This is a genomic window from Pseudarthrobacter sp. lyk4-40-TYG-27 (genome assembly GCF_030209295.1).
Classification (GTDB): Bacteria; Actinomycetota; Actinomycetes; order Actinomycetales; family Micrococcaceae; genus Arthrobacter.
Genome location: NZ_JARVSH010000005.1, coordinates 132,626 through 150,333, shown reverse-complemented (window position 1 = coordinate 150,333; position 17,708 = coordinate 132,626). Strand labels below are relative to the sequence as shown.

17 protein-coding genes are annotated in these 17,708 nt (G+C 68.2%); 7 read left to right on the top strand and 10 right to left on the bottom strand.

All coding sequences use genetic code 11. The features are described 5' to 3' along the window. Positions 1–2: 2 nt before the first annotated feature. The 3 genes from QRM96_RS11385 to QRM96_RS11375 all read left to right on the top strand — a co-directional run bounded on the left by QRM96_RS11385 (position 3) and on the right by QRM96_RS11375 (position 3,224). On the top strand, positions 3–1,382 hold the full coding sequence (locus QRM96_RS11385) for an LLM class flavin-dependent oxidoreductase (RefSeq protein WP_285319759.1): 1,380 nt from the start codon (positions 3–5) through the stop codon (positions 1,380–1,382). Continuing rightward, positions 1,382–2,728 (top strand): LLM class flavin-dependent oxidoreductase, encoded by a 1,347-nt coding sequence (locus tag QRM96_RS11380; protein WP_285319758.1) that lies wholly within the window; start codon positions 1,382–1,384, stop codon positions 2,726–2,728. Before QRM96_RS11385 ends, QRM96_RS11380 begins: the two co-directional genes overlap by 1 nt. A gap of 73 nt (positions 2,729–2,801) precedes the next feature. Further along, positions 2,802–3,224 (top strand): universal stress protein, encoded by a 423-nt coding sequence (locus QRM96_RS11375; RefSeq protein ID WP_026264383.1) that lies wholly within the window; start codon positions 2,802–2,804, stop codon positions 3,222–3,224. A gap of 79 nt (positions 3,225–3,303) precedes the next feature. On the opposite strand, the gene QRM96_RS11370 is transcribed toward QRM96_RS11375, so the two are convergent. The 5 genes from QRM96_RS11370 to QRM96_RS11350 form a co-directional block, all read right to left on the bottom strand. Next, complete coding sequence (locus tag QRM96_RS11370) at positions 3,304–3,699, bottom strand: (R)-mandelonitrile lyase (RefSeq protein WP_018760987.1); 396 nt, start codon at positions 3,697–3,699, stop codon at positions 3,304–3,306. Between the two features lie 40 nt (positions 3,700–3,739). Next, positions 3,740–4,966: an MFS transporter gene (locus tag QRM96_RS11365; protein WP_285319757.1), complete on the bottom strand. Its 1,227-nt coding sequence runs from the start codon at positions 4,964–4,966 to the stop codon at positions 3,740–3,742. 70 nt (positions 4,967–5,036) lie between these two features. Then, positions 5,037–5,933, bottom strand: coding sequence for a DUF817 domain-containing protein (locus tag QRM96_RS11360; protein ID WP_133831757.1), 897 nt, complete (start codon positions 5,931–5,933; stop codon positions 5,037–5,039). Further along, on the bottom strand, positions 5,926–6,744 hold the full coding sequence (locus QRM96_RS11355) for an oxygenase MpaB family protein (RefSeq protein ID WP_285319755.1): 819 nt from the start codon (positions 6,742–6,744) through the stop codon (positions 5,926–5,928). The genes QRM96_RS11360 and QRM96_RS11355 overlap by 8 nt, the downstream gene beginning before the upstream one ends. A gap of 85 nt (positions 6,745–6,829) precedes the next feature. Beyond that, positions 6,830–7,348, bottom strand: coding sequence for a hypothetical protein (locus tag QRM96_RS11350; protein ID WP_240617781.1), 519 nt, complete (start codon positions 7,346–7,348; stop codon positions 6,830–6,832). On the opposite strand from QRM96_RS11350, the gene QRM96_RS21015 reads away from it, so the two are divergent. Next, a complete protein-coding gene (locus QRM96_RS21015; RefSeq protein WP_350224067.1) occupies positions 7,347–7,625 on the top strand; it encodes a hypothetical protein in 279 nt (92 codons plus the stop codon). The genes QRM96_RS11350 and QRM96_RS21015 overlap by 2 nt on opposite strands. 75 nt (positions 7,626–7,700) lie before the next feature. On the opposite strand, the gene ilvD is transcribed toward QRM96_RS21015, so the two are convergent. Further along, a complete protein-coding gene (ilvD, locus tag QRM96_RS11345; protein WP_018760982.1) occupies positions 7,701–9,560 on the bottom strand; it encodes a dihydroxy-acid dehydratase in 1,860 nt (619 codons plus the stop codon). 85 nt (positions 9,561–9,645) lie between these two features. Between ilvD and QRM96_RS11340 the strand changes: the two genes are divergently transcribed. Then, complete coding sequence (locus QRM96_RS11340) at positions 9,646–10,482, top strand: helix-turn-helix transcriptional regulator (protein ID WP_285319754.1); 837 nt, start codon at positions 9,646–9,648, stop codon at positions 10,480–10,482. Here QRM96_RS11340 and QRM96_RS11335 read toward each other — a convergent pair. From QRM96_RS11335 to QRM96_RS11325, 3 genes are all read right to left on the bottom strand, one after another. Continuing rightward, positions 10,479–11,714: an amidohydrolase gene (locus tag QRM96_RS11335; RefSeq protein ID WP_285319752.1), complete on the bottom strand. Its 1,236-nt coding sequence runs from the start codon at positions 11,712–11,714 to the stop codon at positions 10,479–10,481. The two genes, QRM96_RS11340 and QRM96_RS11335, sit on opposite strands and share 4 nt — an antisense overlap. Before the next feature lie 46 nt (positions 11,715–11,760). Further along, complete coding sequence (locus tag QRM96_RS11330) at positions 11,761–12,708, bottom strand: polysaccharide deacetylase family protein (RefSeq protein ID WP_109045695.1); 948 nt, start codon at positions 12,706–12,708, stop codon at positions 11,761–11,763. Positions 12,709–12,771: 63 nt separating this feature from the next. Further along, the gene (locus QRM96_RS11325) at positions 12,772–14,322 is read right to left on the bottom strand and encodes a purine-cytosine permease family protein (RefSeq protein WP_285319750.1); all 1,551 of its coding nucleotides are present in this window, start codon (positions 14,320–14,322) and stop codon (positions 12,772–12,774) included. 106 nt (positions 14,323–14,428) lie between these two features. On the opposite strand from QRM96_RS11325, the gene QRM96_RS11320 reads away from it, so the two are divergent. After that, a complete protein-coding gene (locus tag QRM96_RS11320; RefSeq protein ID WP_285319748.1) occupies positions 14,429–16,039 on the top strand; it encodes a PucR family transcriptional regulator in 1,611 nt (536 codons plus the stop codon). Positions 16,040–16,110: 71 nt separating this feature from the next. On the opposite strand, the gene QRM96_RS11315 is transcribed toward QRM96_RS11320, so the two are convergent. Continuing rightward, on the bottom strand, positions 16,111–16,674 hold the full coding sequence (locus QRM96_RS11315; protein WP_018760976.1) for a dihydrofolate reductase family protein: 564 nt from the start codon (positions 16,672–16,674) through the stop codon (positions 16,111–16,113). Positions 16,675–16,834: 160 nt separating this feature from the next. Between QRM96_RS11315 and QRM96_RS11310 the strand changes: the two genes are divergently transcribed. Continuing rightward, on the top strand, positions 16,835–17,677 hold the full coding sequence (locus QRM96_RS11310; RefSeq protein ID WP_285319747.1) for a sulfurtransferase: 843 nt from the start codon (positions 16,835–16,837) through the stop codon (positions 17,675–17,677). The last annotated feature ends 31 nt before the right edge of the window (positions 17,678–17,708 follow it).

Here is a 17,708-nt window from a genome sequence, read left to right as displayed (position 1 = left end):
CCATGACTGCCAACAACCAGCCCACCGACCGCCAGCTTCACCTCAACGCCTTCCTGATGAGCACTGGCCACCACGAAGCATCCTGGCGGTTGCCGGAAAGCGACCCGCACGCGGGCACGAACATTGGGCACTACCAAAAGCTCGCCCAAACAGCCGAGCGCGGCAAGCTCGATTCGATCTTCTTTGCCGACTCCCCCGTCCTGTTCGGCGAGGTGGGCCGCCGCCCGGGCGGCAAGCTGGAGCCCACCGTGTTGCTGACCGCCATCGCGGGCGCCACCGAACGCATCGGGCTGATCGCCACCGCCTCCACCACCTACAACGAGCCGTTCAACCTGGCCCGCCGTTTCGCCTCGGTGGACTGGGCCAGCGGCGGCCGCGCCGGCTGGAACGTGGTAACCACAGCCGGCCCCGACGCCGCCCGGAACTTCGGCGTGGACGATCAGCCCGCCCACGCCGTCCGGTACGAGCGTGCCGCCGAATTCATCGAGGTGGCGCAGAAACTCTGGGACAGCTGGCAGGACGACGCCGTGCTCGCAGACAAAGCCGCCGGCGTATGGGGCGACGCGGACAAGATCCGCACCATCGACCACCAGAGCAAGCACTTCAAAGTCCGCGGCCCCCTCAATGTCCCCCGCTCACCGCAGGGCCATCCCCTGATTGTCCAGGCCGGATCGTCCGAGGACGGCAAGGACCTCGCCGCCCGTTATGCGGATGCCGTCTTCACCGCACACCAGACCCTGGCCGACGCGCAGGACTTCTACCGCGACCTCAAGGCCCGCACCGCAGCCGCCGGCCGCGACCCGGAAACCATCAAGATCCTGCCGGGCATTGTCCCGGTCATCGGTGCCACCGAGGAGCAGGCCCTGGAGCTGGAGCGCGAACTGGACCGGCTGATCAAGCCGGAGTACGCCCGGATCCAGCTGGCCAGAACCCTCCGCGTGGACCCGGAGGACCTGCCCCTGGACCGCCAACTGCCGGCCAACCTGCCCAGCGAGGATGAGATCGAGGGCGCCAAGAGCCGCTACACCTTGATCGTGCAACTGGCCCGCCGCGAGCAGCTCACGGTGAGGCAGCTGATCGGCCGGCTGGGCGGCGGCCGCGGACACCGCACCTTCACCGGCACGCCCGAGCCGGTGGCAGACGCCATCCAGGAATGGTTCGACGGCGGCGCGGCGGACGGCTTCAACATCATGCCGCCGGTGCTCCCCTCCGGGCTGGAAACCTTTGTGGACCAGGTGGTGCCCATCCTCCAGGAGCGCGGACTGTTCCGCACCGAGTACACCGGACGGACCCTGCGGGAGCACTATGGGTTGGCGCGTCCGGAGAACCGGTACGCCGGAGCTGCCGCCCCTGAACTGGCCTCGATCGCTTCGGCGTTTTGATGAGCAGGCAACTGAAACTCAACCTGTTCATCTACCCCGGCGGGCACCACGAGGCGGCGTGGCGGCATCCACGGTCCCGCACGGACAGGCTGCTGGACATCCGTTTCTACCAGGAACTGGCGCAGCGGGCCGAAGCGGCCAAGTTCGACGCGGTGTTCTACGCGGACGGGCCGGCGCTGGAAAGCAATGTCCAGTTCGCCACCCGGTTCCGCATTGAGCCGTTCACCTGGTTGTCAGCGATCGCCGTCGCCACGGAGCGGATCGGCCTGATCGGCACCGCCAGCACCACCTATCTGGAGCCCTACAACGCGGCCCGCCTGTTCGCCTCGCTGGACCACCTCTCCAACGGCCGCGCAGGCTGGAACATCGTGACCACCGGCGCGGAGCGGGCGGCCCAGAACTTCGGGCTGGACGAGCACCCGCCGCACGCTGAACGCTACGACCGGGCTGACGACTTTGTCCGCGTGGTGGGCAAGCTCTGGGACAGCTGGGAGGACGACGCTGTGGTGGCCGACGCCGGCACGGGGGTCTTCGCCGACACGTCCCGGATCCACCCGGTGGAGCATGAGGGCAGGTATTTCCGCGTGGCGGGGCCCCTGAACACGCCGCGTTCCCCGCAAGGCCGCCCGGTGTACGTGCAGGCAGGTTCCTCCGAGGACGGCAAGGCGTTCGCCGCCGAACACGCGGAGGCGGTGTTCACGGCCCGCCAGTCCCTGGACAGCGCGCAGGCGTTCTACGCGGACATCAAAGCCCGTGCGGCGGGGTTCGGCCGGGACCCCGGCCAGCTCCTGGTGCTGCCCGGGATCAGCCCGTACCTGGGCTCCACTGAAGCAGAGGCGAAAGCCTTGAAGCAGGAGTTCGACGAACTCACGCAGCCGGAGTACGGGCTGGGGATCCTGCGGAAGCTGCTGGGGATCGACCTGGACGGGGTGCCGCTGGACGGGCCGTTCCCGCCGGAACTGCTGGCCACCGCGGGCAAGGCGGGCAGCCGCAGCCAGCTGGTGCTGGACATTATCCGCCGCGAAAACCTCACCGTCCGGCAGGTTCTGCACCGGTTTGCCGGCGCCCGCGGACACTACGTGTTCGCCGGGACCCCGGTGCAGGTGGCGGACGAAATCCAGCGCTGGTTTGAAGGCGGCGCCGCGGACGGGTTCAACTTCATGCCGCCGTGGCTGCCCGGAGGCTTCGAGGCTTTCGCCGACGAGGTGGTCCCCATCCTGCAGTCCCGCGGCCTGTTCCGCACCGGGTACTCCGGCCGGACGCTGCGTGAGCACTTCGGCCTTGACCGGCCGGACAGCCAGTTCGCCAGGCAGGCAGCGGCGGCGTTTGCGGCAGCAACTGTGTGATACCGAAGCATGACGGGGGTACTCCCTAGACTGGCAGGTGGACATTGCGCCAGGACTAACGAAGGAGTGCAGGATGAGTGGAGTAGTGGTTGTAGGCGTGGACGCGAGCCCGTCGGCACGGAAGGCAGCGGAAGTGGCCTTGGGCCTGGCGGAATCGCTGGGAGCATCACTGCATGTGGTGACCGGGTTTGAAAGCGAAACCGCCGAAACTTTCGGCGTGGGTTCGGACAAGGTCAGGATTTCCAATGCGGACAGCTCGGAGATCGTGGCGAAGGACCTGGCCAACTCCCGGCCCGGGGTGGAGGTAACCCACTTCGCTGCCCGGGGCAAGCCCGCCGATTCCCTGATCAAGGAAGCGATCCGCCTGGACGCCCGGTTGATCGTGGTGGGTAACCGCAGGATGCGCGGCATCGGCCGGCTCCTGGGCAGTGTCGCCAACAGCGTGGCGCACAACGCCCCGTGCGATGTCTACATCGCCAACACCTACGACGACTGACCCTTCCCCGCGACGAGGAGAGCGGACGGCGCCGGATTCTTCCGGCGTCGTCCGCTCTTTTTCCTGTCCGGGACGGGAGCTAGGCCCCGTATTCCTCGTCAGTGACGTGGTCGAGCCAGGTGACCACCTGGCCGTCCGCATCAGCTTCCTGCATGGCCACGTGCGCCATGAACCGCTCGGGGGTGGCCCCGTGCCAGTGTTCCTCGCCGGGCTCGATGTAGACGACGTCGCCCGGACGGATTTCCTGGACCTCGCCGCCGCGGCGGGCCACCAGCCCGATGCCGTCGGTGACGTAGAGGGTCTGGCCCTTCGGGTGGTGGTGCCACGCGGTGCGGGCACCCGGGGCGAAACGGACATGGGCGCAGCCGATGGCCGACTGTTCATCGGGATTGCGGATCCCGTCGATCTGCACCGTCCCCGTGAACCATTCCTTTGGCCCGGCGCCGGTCTGGCCGCCGCTCTTGGTGAACTTCATGGTCTCCTCCTGTTGATTCGGTTGGCTGGAAATCTGTTGGTCACGCCACCCGGTGCGTGGCCTTGGCAGTCACGAAGGCCAGGACGCCGGCGGCGGACAGGACCGTTGCGCTGGCAACGAAGGTGCCGCCGTAACCGGCGGAGTCGAACAGGAGGCCGCCCAGGGTTGAGCCAATGGCGATCGAGGTCTGGACTACGGCCACCATCAAGCCGCCGCCTGCCTCGGCGTCGTGCGGCATGGCCTCGGCGACCCAGCTCCACCAGCCCACCGGCGCGGCCGTTGACAGCAAGCCCCACAAACCCAAAAGAACCACGACGGCGGCGAACCAGCCGCCCGCCGGCACGAGCAGCGCCGCAATGACGGCCATGAGCGCGGGAATGGTGGCGAGCGTCCGGTACAGGCGTTGCCCCAGGAACCGGCCGATCAGCATGGTGCCGGCAAAGCCTGCCACGCCCAGCACCAGCAGGACCAGGGACACCGTAGCCGCATCAACCCGCGTCACCCGTTCCAGGAACGGGCGGATGTAGGTGAACAGGACGAACTGTCCCATGAAGAAGGAACCGCATGCGGCCATGCCCCAGGCCACCGGGCGGTTCTGGAACGCGGCGAAGATCGCCAGGACGCTGCCGGCTTCCCGCGGCTTGTCCACCGTCATGGACGGAAGGCTGAACCACTGCCAGGCCAAGGCAACGGCGGCCAGTGGAACCAGGCAGAAGAAGGCCGCCCGCCAGCCCATGACGGCCCCCAGCCAGCTGCCCAGCGGGGCGGCCAGGACGGTGGCGAGGGCATTGCCGCCATTGAAGATCGCCAGGGCGCGCGGCACCTGGTGGGGCGGGACCAGCCGCATGGCGGTGGCCGCGGAGAGGGACCAGAATCCCCCGATCACCACGCCGATGAGGGCGCGGCCGATCATGAAGAGCAGGTATCCCGGCGCCAGGGCCACCAGTGCCCCGGAGACCGCCATCAACGCCGTGAGGCCCAGCAGCAGGGCCTTGCGGTTAAGGCTGCCGGCCAGGCGGGAGACGGACAGGCTGGTGAGGACCGCGAACAGGCCGGAGACCGCGATGCCCTGCCCCACCATCCCTTCGGATACCTGGAGGTCCGCTGCCATGGGTGTGAGCAGGCTGACCGGCATGAACTCCGAGGCGATCAGGGCGAAGACGCACAGCGACATCGCAAAGACGCCTCCCCAGTGGGCCTGGCGATGCTCGCTGCCAGAGGTTTGTTGCGGCGCGCTGGTACTGCTGGTTGTGGTTTCGGGAGGCATACAGTCCATCAAAGCGTGGTCCCGAAGCCCTAGCGAGGGCCCTGCTGAAACGGGTCTTGGCAGACCCCCTTTAGCGCGGCAGTGCAGCCGACGGAATGTCCCTGCGTCGTATGCCTCGTGGTTCCGGCGGCCGGGGCTTGTAGACCCAGGCCACCAGCACCACGGAGATGAGCATCAGCAGGAACCAGGCCACGAGTTTCTCCAGGCCCACCGGATGCCAGCCTGCGGCCTGGCTGGGGTAGAGCCAGGCCCCGGACCAGGTGGCAATGTTCTCGGCGATCCAGATGAACAGTGCCACCAGCAGGAAGGAAACCACCAGCGGCATGCGGAACTCCTTGCGGAAGACACGGAAGTGCATCACGCAGCGGCCATAGACAACCACGACGGCGGCCAGCAGCACCCAGCGCAGGTCCCAGATGTAGTGGTGGGTGAAGAAGTTGGCGTAGATGGCGCCGGCGAGGATGGCAGTGATCCAGCGCCTCGGGTAGGCAGCGAACCTGAGGTCGAAGAGCCGGTAGACACGCACCATGTACGAGCCCACGGCGGCATACATGAAGCCGCTGAAGAGCGGTACAGCCCCGATCCGGAGGACGCCCTCGGCCTCGTAGGACCAGGAGCCGACGTCCGTCTTGAACAGTTCCATCACGGTCCCCACCAGGTGGAACAGGACGATGACGCGCAGCTCCCTCAGGGTTTCCAGTTTGAACGCGACCATGAGGACCTGGATGACGACGGCGGCGAGCGTCAGGAAGTCGTTCCGCGCCAGCACCGCATCGTCCGGGTACCACAGCCGGGCGGCCATGAGCACGGCCAGGAGCGCGGCTCCGAAGATGCAGGCCCAGCCCTGCTTGAGGCCGAAAACGGCGAACTCGGTGAGCCGTGCCTTGGCGCCGCGGGCCGGGGCCGTGGCCAGGAAGCGGCGGGCGTAGTCGTCGATCCTCTGCTCGACGGGGGTGGAACTACGCACGGCTCCCCTGGCGCTGCTGCAGCCGGCCGTTCCCGTGCAGGTCCTTGTCGAGCTCGCCCAGGCAGTAGTCCTTGAACCAGTGCCGGGTTCCCCGTGGAAGTTTGGGGTAGGCCACCGCCAGGACGCGCATGGTCAGGTTGAAGCGCCGCTCGTGACGGTCGCTCCAGGCGAGGCCGAAGTCCTTCCGCAGCTGGCCCGGCAGCAGCCCGGCGGTCAGGAAGCGGGCCGAGGGCATCATGGCCCGGTACCAGAAGGCGGTGTTTTCCGGGTACAGCAGGCCACGGCCAACCTGGGCGCCTTCGGCTTCCACCCGCAGTGCGGCGAGCTGCTCCTTCCAGTAGCGGCCGAACGCGTCCCGGTCCGCAGGCCACATGGCCGCCGGAACCTGCAGCGCCGTACCGAGCCGTGCATAGTCCCGATACATGGCGTCCGCGGCGGCTTCATCGAGCGGGCCGTAGATCTTCTCGATGACGGTGAGCGCTGTGTCGTAGAGCGTGGCCGCCACCCAGAGCTGCAGCGCGGGATCGAAGGCGCTGTACCCGGCGGACGATTCGTCGGGAATGCGCCGCACGGGGGCATGGGCCCGGTTCACCCTGCGGCGCACCTCATGCACCTGCTCATCGGTTCCGTACACGACGGCGTAAACATAGGTGAGCGTGCCCTTGAGCCGGTTGACGGGACGCTCGGTGAAGGTGCTGTGTGCCGCCACCCCGCGGCCGATGGCGGGATTGGCAAGCTGCAGCAGGATGGCCCGTCCCGCCCCGGCGAGCAGGATGCCTTCCGCCCGGTAATCGGCCACTTCCTGCACCATGTGAAAAGGGTACCGGAGAGGCAGGACGGCAGGCGGGGCGTTGGTCCCCCCATTGGCCGGGCGCCCCCCTGCCAACAGCGTCCGGCTAGTGCTGCACCGGCCGCAGCGAGGTGATCATCTTCCTGATGTCCGAATACTCGGACGTGCCCCGGTACTTCCGGGCGAGGTCCAGGTACGGGAGCGACGGGTCCCCTGGCGTCGCGTTGTTGTTGGGGTCGTAGGACGCCCCGAACATGGCAGCGTTTGGGGGCCACCTGAAGAACTGGAAGATGGGGCACGCGTCCGGTCCGCTGGCCGCTGGGCCCGAGGTGATGCCGTAACCGGCAGCCGGGGTGCTGTACAGGCCGGGGGTCGGGGCATTCGCACGGGATTCGAACACGAACTGCGGCACCTCTCCGCCCTGGACAAGCGCCGGGACGTCCACCGTGTCCAGGATTTCGTAGGGGTACCTTTCGGTGCAGGTGGATCCGGTGGCCATGTTGGTCCTCAGCGTGGCCATTATCTTTCCGGCCTGGTTCCGGACCTCGGCGAATGCCCCGCCACCCTCGGCCAGTTCACCCGCAGGGTCCTTGACGCGCCAGCCGGCGGGAAGGTCGAACGCCATGCTGCCATCCGCCGTCGTAAACGTGGTCCAGGCCGCCGCGGCGGAACTGACCCCGGGAGCGCCGGGCGCTGTTTCTGCGGGCGGTGAGGACGGAACGTCCGACGGCGTCGGCGGGGCGGGCGCTCCGGTCGCCGGTGCGGAGGCAGCAGCGGAGGACCGCGATGGCTGTGGACTTGCCGGCTGCGGAGAGCAGCCCGCCAGCAGCACCATCACGAGGGCGGCTGCCGCGAGGGACGGTTCAAACCTGCGCACCACACCTCCCCGGGCCCGACGATGACCCTTCAAGTGTGGCGCCGTATTCCCTGGCGGAGGAGGGCCAATGGACCTGCCCTTCCCCCGCCAGGAACCAGCGTTACCGCTCCAGCAGCGACACGTCCCGGACGGCGCCCTTGTCCGCCGAGAGGGCCATGGCGGCGTAGGCGCGCAGGGCAGCGGAAACCTGGCGGTCCCGGTCCTTGGGCTTGTAGCCGCCGTTGACCTCCAGCTTCTCGCGGCGCTCGGCCAGGACCTCGTCAGAGACCTCCAGCTGCATGGAGCGCTGCGTGATGTCGATGCTGATGATGTCGCCGTCCTCCACCAGGGCGATGGCGCCGCCGGAGGCAGCCTCCGGCGAAATGTGGCCGATCGACAGGCCGGACGTGCCGCCGGAGAAACGGCCGTCGGTGATGAGGGCGCACTTCTTGCCCAGGCCGCGGCCCTTGAGGAACGACGTTGGGTAGAGCATTTCCTGCATGCCGGGACCGCCGCGGGGGCCTTCGTAGCGGATGACCACCACGTCGCCTTCCTTGACGGTCTTGTTCAGGATCTTCTCCACGGCTTCATCCTGGGATTCGCACACCACGGCCGGCCCGGAGAAGACCCAGATGGACTCGTCAACGCCTGCGGTCTTCACCACGGCGCCGTCGACGGCCACATTGCCGTGGAGCACGGCCAGGCCGCCGTCCTTGGAGTACGCGTGCTCCACGGAGCGGATGCAGCCTTCCGCCGCGTCCGTGTCCAGGGAAGTCCACTCGTTCGACTGCGAGAACGCGGTGGAGGAGCGGACGCCGCCGGGGGCCGCGTGCCAGAGTGCCTTCGCTTCTTCGGTGGCCTTGCCGCCGCGGATGTCCCAGTCATCCAGCCAGCCGTCCAGGTCATTGGAGTGGACGGAGTGGACGTCCTTGTGCAGGAGTCCGCCGCGGTTCAGCTCGCCCAGCAGGGCCGGGATGCCGCCGGCACGGTGCACGTCCTCCATGTAGTAGGTCTTGTCCTTGGCGACGTTGGGTGCCACCTTGGCCAGGCAGGGCACCTGGCGGGATTTGGCGTCCATCTCGGCCAGGCCGTAGTCCACGCCTGCCTCCTGGGCGGCGGCCAGCAGGTGCAGGATGGTGTTGGTGGAGCCGCCCATGGAGATGTCCAGGGCCATGGCGTTGTCGAAGGCCTTGGCGGTGGCGATGGAGCGCGGCAGCACGGACTCGTCGTCGCCGTCGTAGTAGCGCTTGACCAGCTCGACGACGGTGGCGCCGGCCTTCTCGTACAGCGCCTTGCGGGCGGTATGGGTGGCCAGTACGGAGCCGTTGCCCGGCAGGGACAGGCCGATGGCCTCGGTGAGGCAGTTCATCGAGTTGGCGGTGAACATGCCCGAGCAGGAACCGCAGGTGGGGCAGGCATTCTCTTCGATGAGGTTGATGTCGGCATCCGAGATGGACTCGTCCACGGCGTCGGCAATCGCGTTCACCAGGTCCAGTGACCGGACGGACCCGTCGGTGAGGGTCACGCGGCCGGCTTCCATCGGGCCGCCCGAGACGAAGACCACGGGGATGTTCAGGCGCAGGGCCGCCATGAGCATCCCCGGGGTGATCTTGTCGCAGTTGGAGATGCAGACCAGGGCGTCGGCGCAGTGCGCGTTGACCATGTACTCCACGGAATCGGCGATCAGGTCGCGGGACGGCAGCGAGTACAGCATGCCGCTGTGGCCCATGGCGATGCCGTCATCGACGGCAATGGTGTTGAACTCGCGCGGCACGGCGCCGGCGGCGAGGATCGCATCGGAGACGATCCTGCCCACGGGGGCAAGGTGGGTGTGGCCGGGGACGAATTCGGTGAAGGAGTTGGCCACGGCGATGATCGGCTTGCCGATGTCCGCGTTGGCGACGCCGGAAGCGCGCAGCAGTGCGCGGGCTCCGGCCATGTTGCGGCCGTGGGTGACAGTTTTAGAGCGAAGTGCAGGCATGCTTACCATCCTGCGGGCATGGCCCTCCATGCGGAAGACGCTCTTACTACTAGTAGCAGGAGTACCAGAGTAATAGTATTTTCTGGTGACTGAACCAGGGCGCCGCAAAGAACTCGGCCTCTTCCTCCGCGCCCGCCGGGACCAGGCGCTCCGGGCGGATTACGGCCTGCCGCCGATCGGCCGGGCGCGCGACCGGGGACTGCGCCGCGAAGAGGTGGCGTTCCTTTCCGGCGTCAGCGTCACCTGGTACACCTGGCTGGAGCAGGGCAGGGACATCAGCCCGTCCCGGCAGGTGCTGGAGGCGGTCAGCCGGGCCCTGCATCTCTCGGCAACCGGCGTGGGCTACGTCCTGTCCTTGGGCGGTTACGCAGCAGCGGCCCCTGCCGGCCCCGCAGCCGATTCCGCCCCGCCCCATATCCAGCGCCTGCTCGATGCACTGGACCCCAATCCGAGCTTCGCGCTGTTTCCGGACTGGGGCGTGGCCGGCTGGAACACGGCCTATGCCGCCCTGTTTCCGAACATCGCCACGGTGGCCCCGGCGGACCGCAACCTCCTCTGGCTGGTGTTCACCGATCCCTACGTCCGCAACCTCCTGCCGGACTGGGAAACCACCAGCAAGCGGTTCCTTGCCGAATTCCGCGCCGAAGCCGGGCAGCGGCTCGGTGATCCGGACATCCAGTACCAGGTGGAACGGCTGAAGGAAGCCAGCCCGGAATTCCGGCAGGGCTGGGACCTGTACGACATCCTGGGCTTCGAATCCCGCGAGCGCCTTTTCCACCACCCGGCCGTGGGTGTGCTCCAGTTGGAACACCACCAGGTGTCCCCGTCCGACCGGCCGGACCTCCACATCGTGGTGTACACCCCCGCACCGGGCAGCCACGCGGCCGCGCAGATGAAGTCCCTGCTGGCTCGAAACGGTTAGGAAGCCCCGGCGCCCAAGTACGCGAGGGCCGCGGCAGCCTGCGCCTGCGTAGCCACGCGCAGGGTGGGATCCACGGCGGGCAGGAAGAACGGTGAGTGGTTGGCTGGAATATCGGTGTCCACGGTGCCCGCTGCCACCGCCTGCCGGTAGGTTTCCCGAGGCACCGACCCGACAACCCAGTACACGTACGGGGCCCCGAAAGCGTCGGGGATGCGGCTGAAATCCTCCGACGCCGTCTGCGGCGCGGTGCGGTAGACGGCGTCGGCACCGAACGTCGTGGTGAAGGCCGCCGTGCCCCTGGCGTTGGCCTCCGGATCGTTGCTGGTCAGCGGGTATTGGTCGTAGTACTCGAACTCAGGTTGCCGCGGCGAGCCTGCAGCCGCGCACTCGCCGCGGACGATCCGCTCGATGGCGGCGAGCATCTGGCTCCGGACCGCCATGTTGTAGGTACGGAGGTTGAGCAGCAGTTCCGCCCGGTCCGGGATGATGTTGGCCGTGGCACCGGCGTTCACCGAGCCGATGGTCAGCACCGCGAACTCCCCCGGGCGCGTTTCACGGGACACCACGGTCTGCAGGCGGAGGACGATCGAGGCAGCCAGCACCACCGGATCGACCGACTTGTGCGGCATGGATCCGTGGGCGCCCCGGCCGTGCACGATGATCCGCACCGAATCTCCGGCCGAGAGGATGGGACCCGGCGTGGTACCGATGGTTCCCGCCTCGGTGGGCATGACGTGCTGGGCAAGCGCAACGTCCGGCCGCGGGATTCCGGCGGCCAGGCCGTCGTCGAGCATTGCCCGGGACCCCGCCGCTGTCTCCTCCGCCGGCTGGAACAGGACAACGTAGGTGCCACGCCATCCGTCCCGGTGGCCGGCAAGGTACCGTGCCGCGCCCAGCAGGGCCACCACATGCAGGTCGTGGCCGCAGGCGTGCATGACGCCCGGGACGGTGGAGGCGAAGGGCGCCCCGGTGGCCTCAGCAACCGGCAGGGCATCCATGTCCGCCAGCGACAGCACGCATGGACCGGCGCCGTTGGCGAGGACGCCCACGACGCCGGTCCCCCCGAAGCGCCGGACGTCGAAGCCCGAGCGGACCAGGTTGTCCGCTGCGGCGGCGGACGTTTCGTGTTCGGCGAGGCCCAGCTCCGGATGCCGGTGGAACTGCTCGTACAGCGGAATCTGCCAGGCAAGTTCCTGCCCGATGCTGTCCTGAAGGCTGGCCATGAGGTCCATTCCGGCACTCCTTCCGGCCGGCGGCGCCGGCCCTTTTTCGGCCACTCTAGGCCAGGACCCCCTGCCGCACCACGGCCGGCTGGAATTGCGCACCCGCGCCCGGGAAGACCGGTACGTCAATCCGCGCGTGCGTGTGGACCTCCGTGACCGAGGCCTTGGTGTGCCGGGCAATCTGTTCCATGGTGGCGACCCACATGCCGTCCATCGCCTTCACCCGCTCGATCAGCTGTTCAAGGGCCACGGCCTTGGACGGCCGGCCGGAAATGAACGGATGGTTGGTCAGGACGAAGCAGCTGCCCTGGGAGTGGTGGGCCTGCGCCTCGAGGGTCCACATTTCCAGGACCTTCGCCGGGCTTTCGATGACGCCGCTGCCGGTCACACCGGGGTAGAAGGCGTACTGCTCCCAGTCATCAAGGGTCCAGTCCACGGGGATCTCCACGATGTCCCTGGGATCATCGGCGGCGACGGCGAAGCGGTAGGGGGCATCGCCGTCGAGCAGGCTGGAATCGTAGAGGAAGCCGCGGTCCGCGAGGAGGCCCGGGGAGTGCCAGTTCAGTTCCCACCACGGTGCCCGGTACCCCACCGGCCGGACCCCGGCCACCTTCGCCAGGGCTTCGAGGCCGCGGTCAAGGTAGCCGGCCTCGGTGGCGGCGTCGATGCCCTGCATCGGTTCGTGCAGGTAGCCGTGGTGGCCCACCTCATGCCCGCCGTCGACGATCCGCCGGACCACGTCCGGGTAGGACTCGGCGGTGAAGCCCGGGATGAAGAAGGTGGCTTTGATGTCCTGGCGCTCGAGGATTTTCAGGAGCCGCGGTACGGCGACTTTGGGACCGTACGACTGGTGGGTCATCAGCGACATGCGCCGGGTGGAGCTGGGGTCGTGGGCGATCGTGCAGGACTCCGCGTCCACGTCGAAGGTGAAGGAGGCTGCGGCTTTGGCGCCGTCGGGCCAGGTGACCGGATGCAGGGCGTCCGCGATGGCGGGCTGGTTCACGGGAAATCCTTTCGGCGGGCGCAGGGCGCCCGCCAGGTGTTGGGGGATGGGAAGCTGTGCGGCCTAGCGGGCGGGCAGGACAGGGGCGGCGTCCGTTTCCTTGCCGCCTGCTCCGGGGGCGGGGTTCACGGCGGTGACCGTCCGGGGCTTCACTGCGAGGTACCGGATGTGCTGCCGCGGCCCGAGGATGGCGTACACCCCGGCGCTGGTCAGTCCGCCGGCCAGCCAGGACAGGTCCCAGCCGCCCAGGGCCACTGCGATGGGGCCCTGCATGATGGGGATCAGGCCGTACATGAAGAGCCAGGTTGCGAAGATCCCGGCCACGAGGGAGATGACACCGGCCCAGTTGACGCCGGGCAGCCGCTTGGTGCCCACGGCGTCGAACAGGCGCTCCGGCTCGCCCGGCCAGCGCTTGTCCAGCCAGAAGTAGTGCACCAGCATGATGCCGCCCCAGGCGGCCACCCAGGCCACCAGGCCGATCAGCCAGGCGTCGAGCACCGCGGCGAAGTCCTCCTGGAAGATGAAGAAGACGACGGCGGCGAGCGAGAAGACGCCGACGAACAGGTTGAGCTTGCGGCGGCTGATGGAGATATCCAGTGCCTGGGTCGCGACCGAGAACGTGTAGATGTTGAGGATATTGGTGGCGATGGGGCCGTGGAGCACCATGAGCAGCACGGGCAGAGCCATGGCGCCGAAGTTGAGGACGATCAGCTTGCCGGGGTCGATCTCCCCGGAGTTGGTGGCCAGGCTGGCGCCCAGGACACCCAGCCAGACCACAGGAATGAACTGGCCCAGGACCGAGGCCAGGTAGACCTTCTTCTTGGGGACGCTGGTGCTGACGAACCGGGAGTAGTCCGCGGCGTAGGTGAACCAGGTGATACCCCAGCCAATGCCGATGGCAGTCATGACGGCGCTCATGGCGGCGATCCGTTCCGAGCCTTCCAGGATGGCGCCGGCCGGTCCGGCGTAGCCCCAGTCGATGTCCATGCCGAACCAGGCGACGGCGGACATGACGGCCAGGATGAGGATGGTTGGCGGTACCGTCCATTTTTCGAAGGCCGCGATGGCTTTGTAGCCGAACCAGGCGATAGCGACCTGCAGGGCCATGATGAAGGTGGCGACGCCGATCTTCCAGGCGTAGTTGGGGGCTTCAGGGTCAACCCAGCCGAGGGTTCCGAAGAGTGCCATGACCAGGTCGAGGATGATCCAGGTGTTCACCGCGCACCAGCCGATGACCAGCAGGGCCTGGATGGCGGCCGGCAGGTAATTGCCGCGGCGGCCGAAAGCGGCCCGGGCCAGGACCATGCCGGTGGCTCCGGTCTTTTGGCCCAGGAGGACGAAGCAGCCAAAGAGGAGCATGCCGATCAGGTTGCCCAGGACCAGGACGGTGACGGTGTCCGCCAGGCCGAGTCCCAGCTGGATACCGAGTGCCCCCAGCACCCAGTTGATGGGAGCCAGGTTGGCGCCCGCCCAGATCCAGAACTGGCCGGATACCTTGCGTGTGCGCGCTGATTCGGGGATGGGCTGCAGCCAGGCTTCGTGGTCCACGACGTTGTGGTCCTGGCCGGCAGGGGCCGCGTGCCCGTGCGTTGCTGGTGAAAGCTTTTCTTGCATGGGGGCCTCCGTGAGGTGGATAAGTACTCAAAGGCTATGTGGCCCCCATCACAAGGAACAAGATACAATCTGTCGAACAGATTCCCCTACTACGTTACGGAATGTCGTGTCAGTGTTTCTTGGCGAAATACTCGCCCACCCCGCCCTTGCCGCCGCCGATCCCGTACTCCATCCCCTGGGCGTGGTGGCCGATGCGCAGCCGGTGCGCTGGGTCCATTCCAGCGAAGTCCTGGACATCGCTCCCCTGCTCCGTGGCGGCGAGCTGCTGCTCTGCGGCGGGATCACCCTGGCCACGGCCACCCCCGCCAAACGCGAGGACTATGTCCGCGAACTGGCCCAGCGGGGTATCGCGGCGCTCGCCATCGAGACGGGGGGCGCCCTCCCGGAAATCCCTGCGGACATGCTGCGGACGGCCGAGGCATACGGCCTTCCGGTGGTCGAGCTGCGGAAGGTGGTGCCCTTTGTGGGCGTCATGCAGGCCATCAATTCCATGCTGGTCAGCGAGTCGGTGGGGCACCTGCAGCAGGCCGACGCCGCCACCCGCGCCATGGCGGCGGAGCTGGCCCACGGGGCCTCGCTGGACAAGATCCTGGCCGTACTGGCGGGCATCACGGGTTCCGCCGTGCACCTCACCTCCCCGTGGGGAGTGACCATGGGCAGCGCCGTCCCCGAGGGGTGGAGCAGCGGGGTGGCCGCGGACGCCGGGGAGGGGCCGGCGGACGACGACGGCTCCGGACCGGGCGCTCACGGCAGCCTTGCCGGCGGGGCCGGGCTGCCCGGCGGAACGGTGGTCAGCGTGGACATTCCCGTGCGCGGCGTCCTGATGGGGCGGCTTGAGGTGCGGGTACCGGAGGCCGCAGACGTGGCGCTGGCGCAGGTGGCCGGGGAACGCTCCGTGGACATCCTCGGGCTGGCGCTGCTGCAGCACACTCCACCCGGACTGCACGCCCTGGCCGGAGCAGAACTGATGCGGGCAGTGCTCAATTCCGCCCCGGAGTGGCGGCTTGAGCAGCTTGCCCCCGGGGCCGGCTTTCCCACGGATTCCCCGGCAGTGGTGGCGGCAATCCATGCGGCGTCACCGCAGGAGGTGCGCTGCGCCGTCGAAACCTTCCTGAGCTCACGCCGGATTCCCTGTGCCGCGTACCTGGACGACGCCGAGCTGGTGGTGATGATCGGCCTCCCCTGCACCGATGCCGCCGGTGAGCGGCGGCGGCTGTTGGTATCGTTGCAGGGCCTGGCGGGGGACCCTGACGCGGTGATTGCCGTGGGGCCCCTGGCCGGCGGGGTGGCTGGGGCTTCCTGGTCGCTGGCAGAGGCGCGGCGGGCCTTGGAGGTGCGCCAGATCCGGCGGCGGAACGCCTCGGCACGCCGGCAGTATCCGGCCCGCGGCCTGGTGGTGGTGGACGCGGAGGATTCCGCGGTTGAAAGCCTGTCCCTGACCTGCCTGGATGCCTCGGCGCGGGAGGCGTTCGTGAACCGGCAGCTGCGGGCGGTCCTGGAGCATGACGCGCAGCGGCAGTCCCAGTTGCTGGAGACTTTGCGGGTATGGCTGGACTCGGGCTGCAACACCGCGCAATCGGCGCGCGAACTGCACTTGGAACGGCAGTCCATGCACCACCGGCTTCAGCGGATCTTTGAGCTGTGCGGTGGCGATCCTCGCGGGACGGGGCGGCTGGCGGCATTGCATCTCGCCGCCCGGATGGCGGGGCTCCCCTGAGAGGCCCGTCCCGGTAAATTTGCCGCCCTATCCCCAAGCGCGGAGGCAGGCCGCTTTGAGTCTTGGCCTGCTCAGCGACGAACGTCGTACCGGGCCAGGACCGCGCCACCGGGAAAGGCCCTGGTCTCCACAAGCTTCAGCTGCACCCAATGGTCCAGGGAGGTAAAGAAGGGCGTCCCGCCGCCCACCAGGACCGGATGGGTGACCATCACGTACTCGTCGATCAGTCCGGCCCGCATGGCCGCCGCGGCGAGCGTGGCACCGACGATATCAATCGGACCGCCCTCCCCTGCCTTGAGCCGCGCGATCTCCGGAACTGCATCGCCGGTGACAAGGCGGGTATTCCAGTTGACCGGGCGGGGCTTGGAGGAGAACACCACCTTCGGCATGTCCCGCCAGCGTTGCGCGAACTCAATCTCCGCCGGCGTGGCACCAGGCTCCTGGTCCGCGGTGGGCCAGTGGGAGCTCATCGCCTCCCACAGCCTGCGTCCGTACAGGGCCAGGCCCGTCGCCGACACGCGGTCGGACCACCATTGGAACAGTTCATCGTCCGGCATGCTCCAGCCGAGGTCGTCCCCGCGAGCTGCGGTATAGCCGTCCAGGCTGACGTTCATGGCGAAGGTTAGTTTGCCCATGGCGCCAGTCTCCCGCGGGCCGGTGCCGGTTGTACAGACCGGCACGGCTCCGACGAGCGCTCGGCCCGGCCACGTCGAAGCCGGGGACTGCCACGCTTGAGTATCCACATAATGGGACATTTTTGCTCACATTATGGACGCATCGTCTAGCCTGCACTGTATGGACCCCACCCCAACCACCCGGGCGGAGCTGCCGCCGTTCGTTGATAGCTCGTGGCTCGCGGCGCATCAAGGAACCGTTGTCACCGCCGATGCGCGCTGGTACCTCGACGGCTCGTCAGGCCGTTCGGCGTACGACAGCGGCCATCTTCCGGATGCAGTGTTTGTGGACATAGACGCCTGGTTGTCCGGCGATCCTGGACCCGGCGGACTGAACCCGCTGCCCGAGCCTGACGTGTTTGCCCGCGGGATGTCCTCCCTGGGAATCGGTGACGGCGCAGCCGTGGTCGCCTATGACGACGCGGGAGGGGTGATCGCTGCGCGGCTCGTCTGGATGCTGCGCGCGATCGGACACCCTGCAGCTCTCCTCGACGGCGGGATGGCGGCATGGACGGGACCGTTGGAGACCACGTCAGTGAAGCCGACCCCCGCGACGTTCACGCCGGTTCCGTGGCCCGAGTCCCGCCTGGCCCGGCTGGAGGACATCACGGCAGGAGCAGCCGCCGGGATCCTGGTCGATGCCCGCAATGCCGACCGCTTCGACGGAACGCTCCAGTTGCCCACCGATCCCCAGGCAGGCCACATTCCTGGCGCCGTGAACGTCCCCTGCCGGGCGAACCTCTCCCCCGATGGACGCCTGCGTCCGATCACAGAGGTACGGGCCGCATTCGCGGGGGTTGGGATCGACCATGCCGCCGCGGTCATCTCCTACTGCGGCTCAGGCGTCACGGCGTGCCACAACCTCCTGGCCCTTGAACATGCCGGACTCGGCCAGGGCCGCCTCTACGCCGGCGGATGGTCGGAATATGCAGCCGCCCCAAGCCGTAGAGCCGAGCTGGGCTGATAGGCGGCGTAGCCCGTGCGCGTGGCCAACC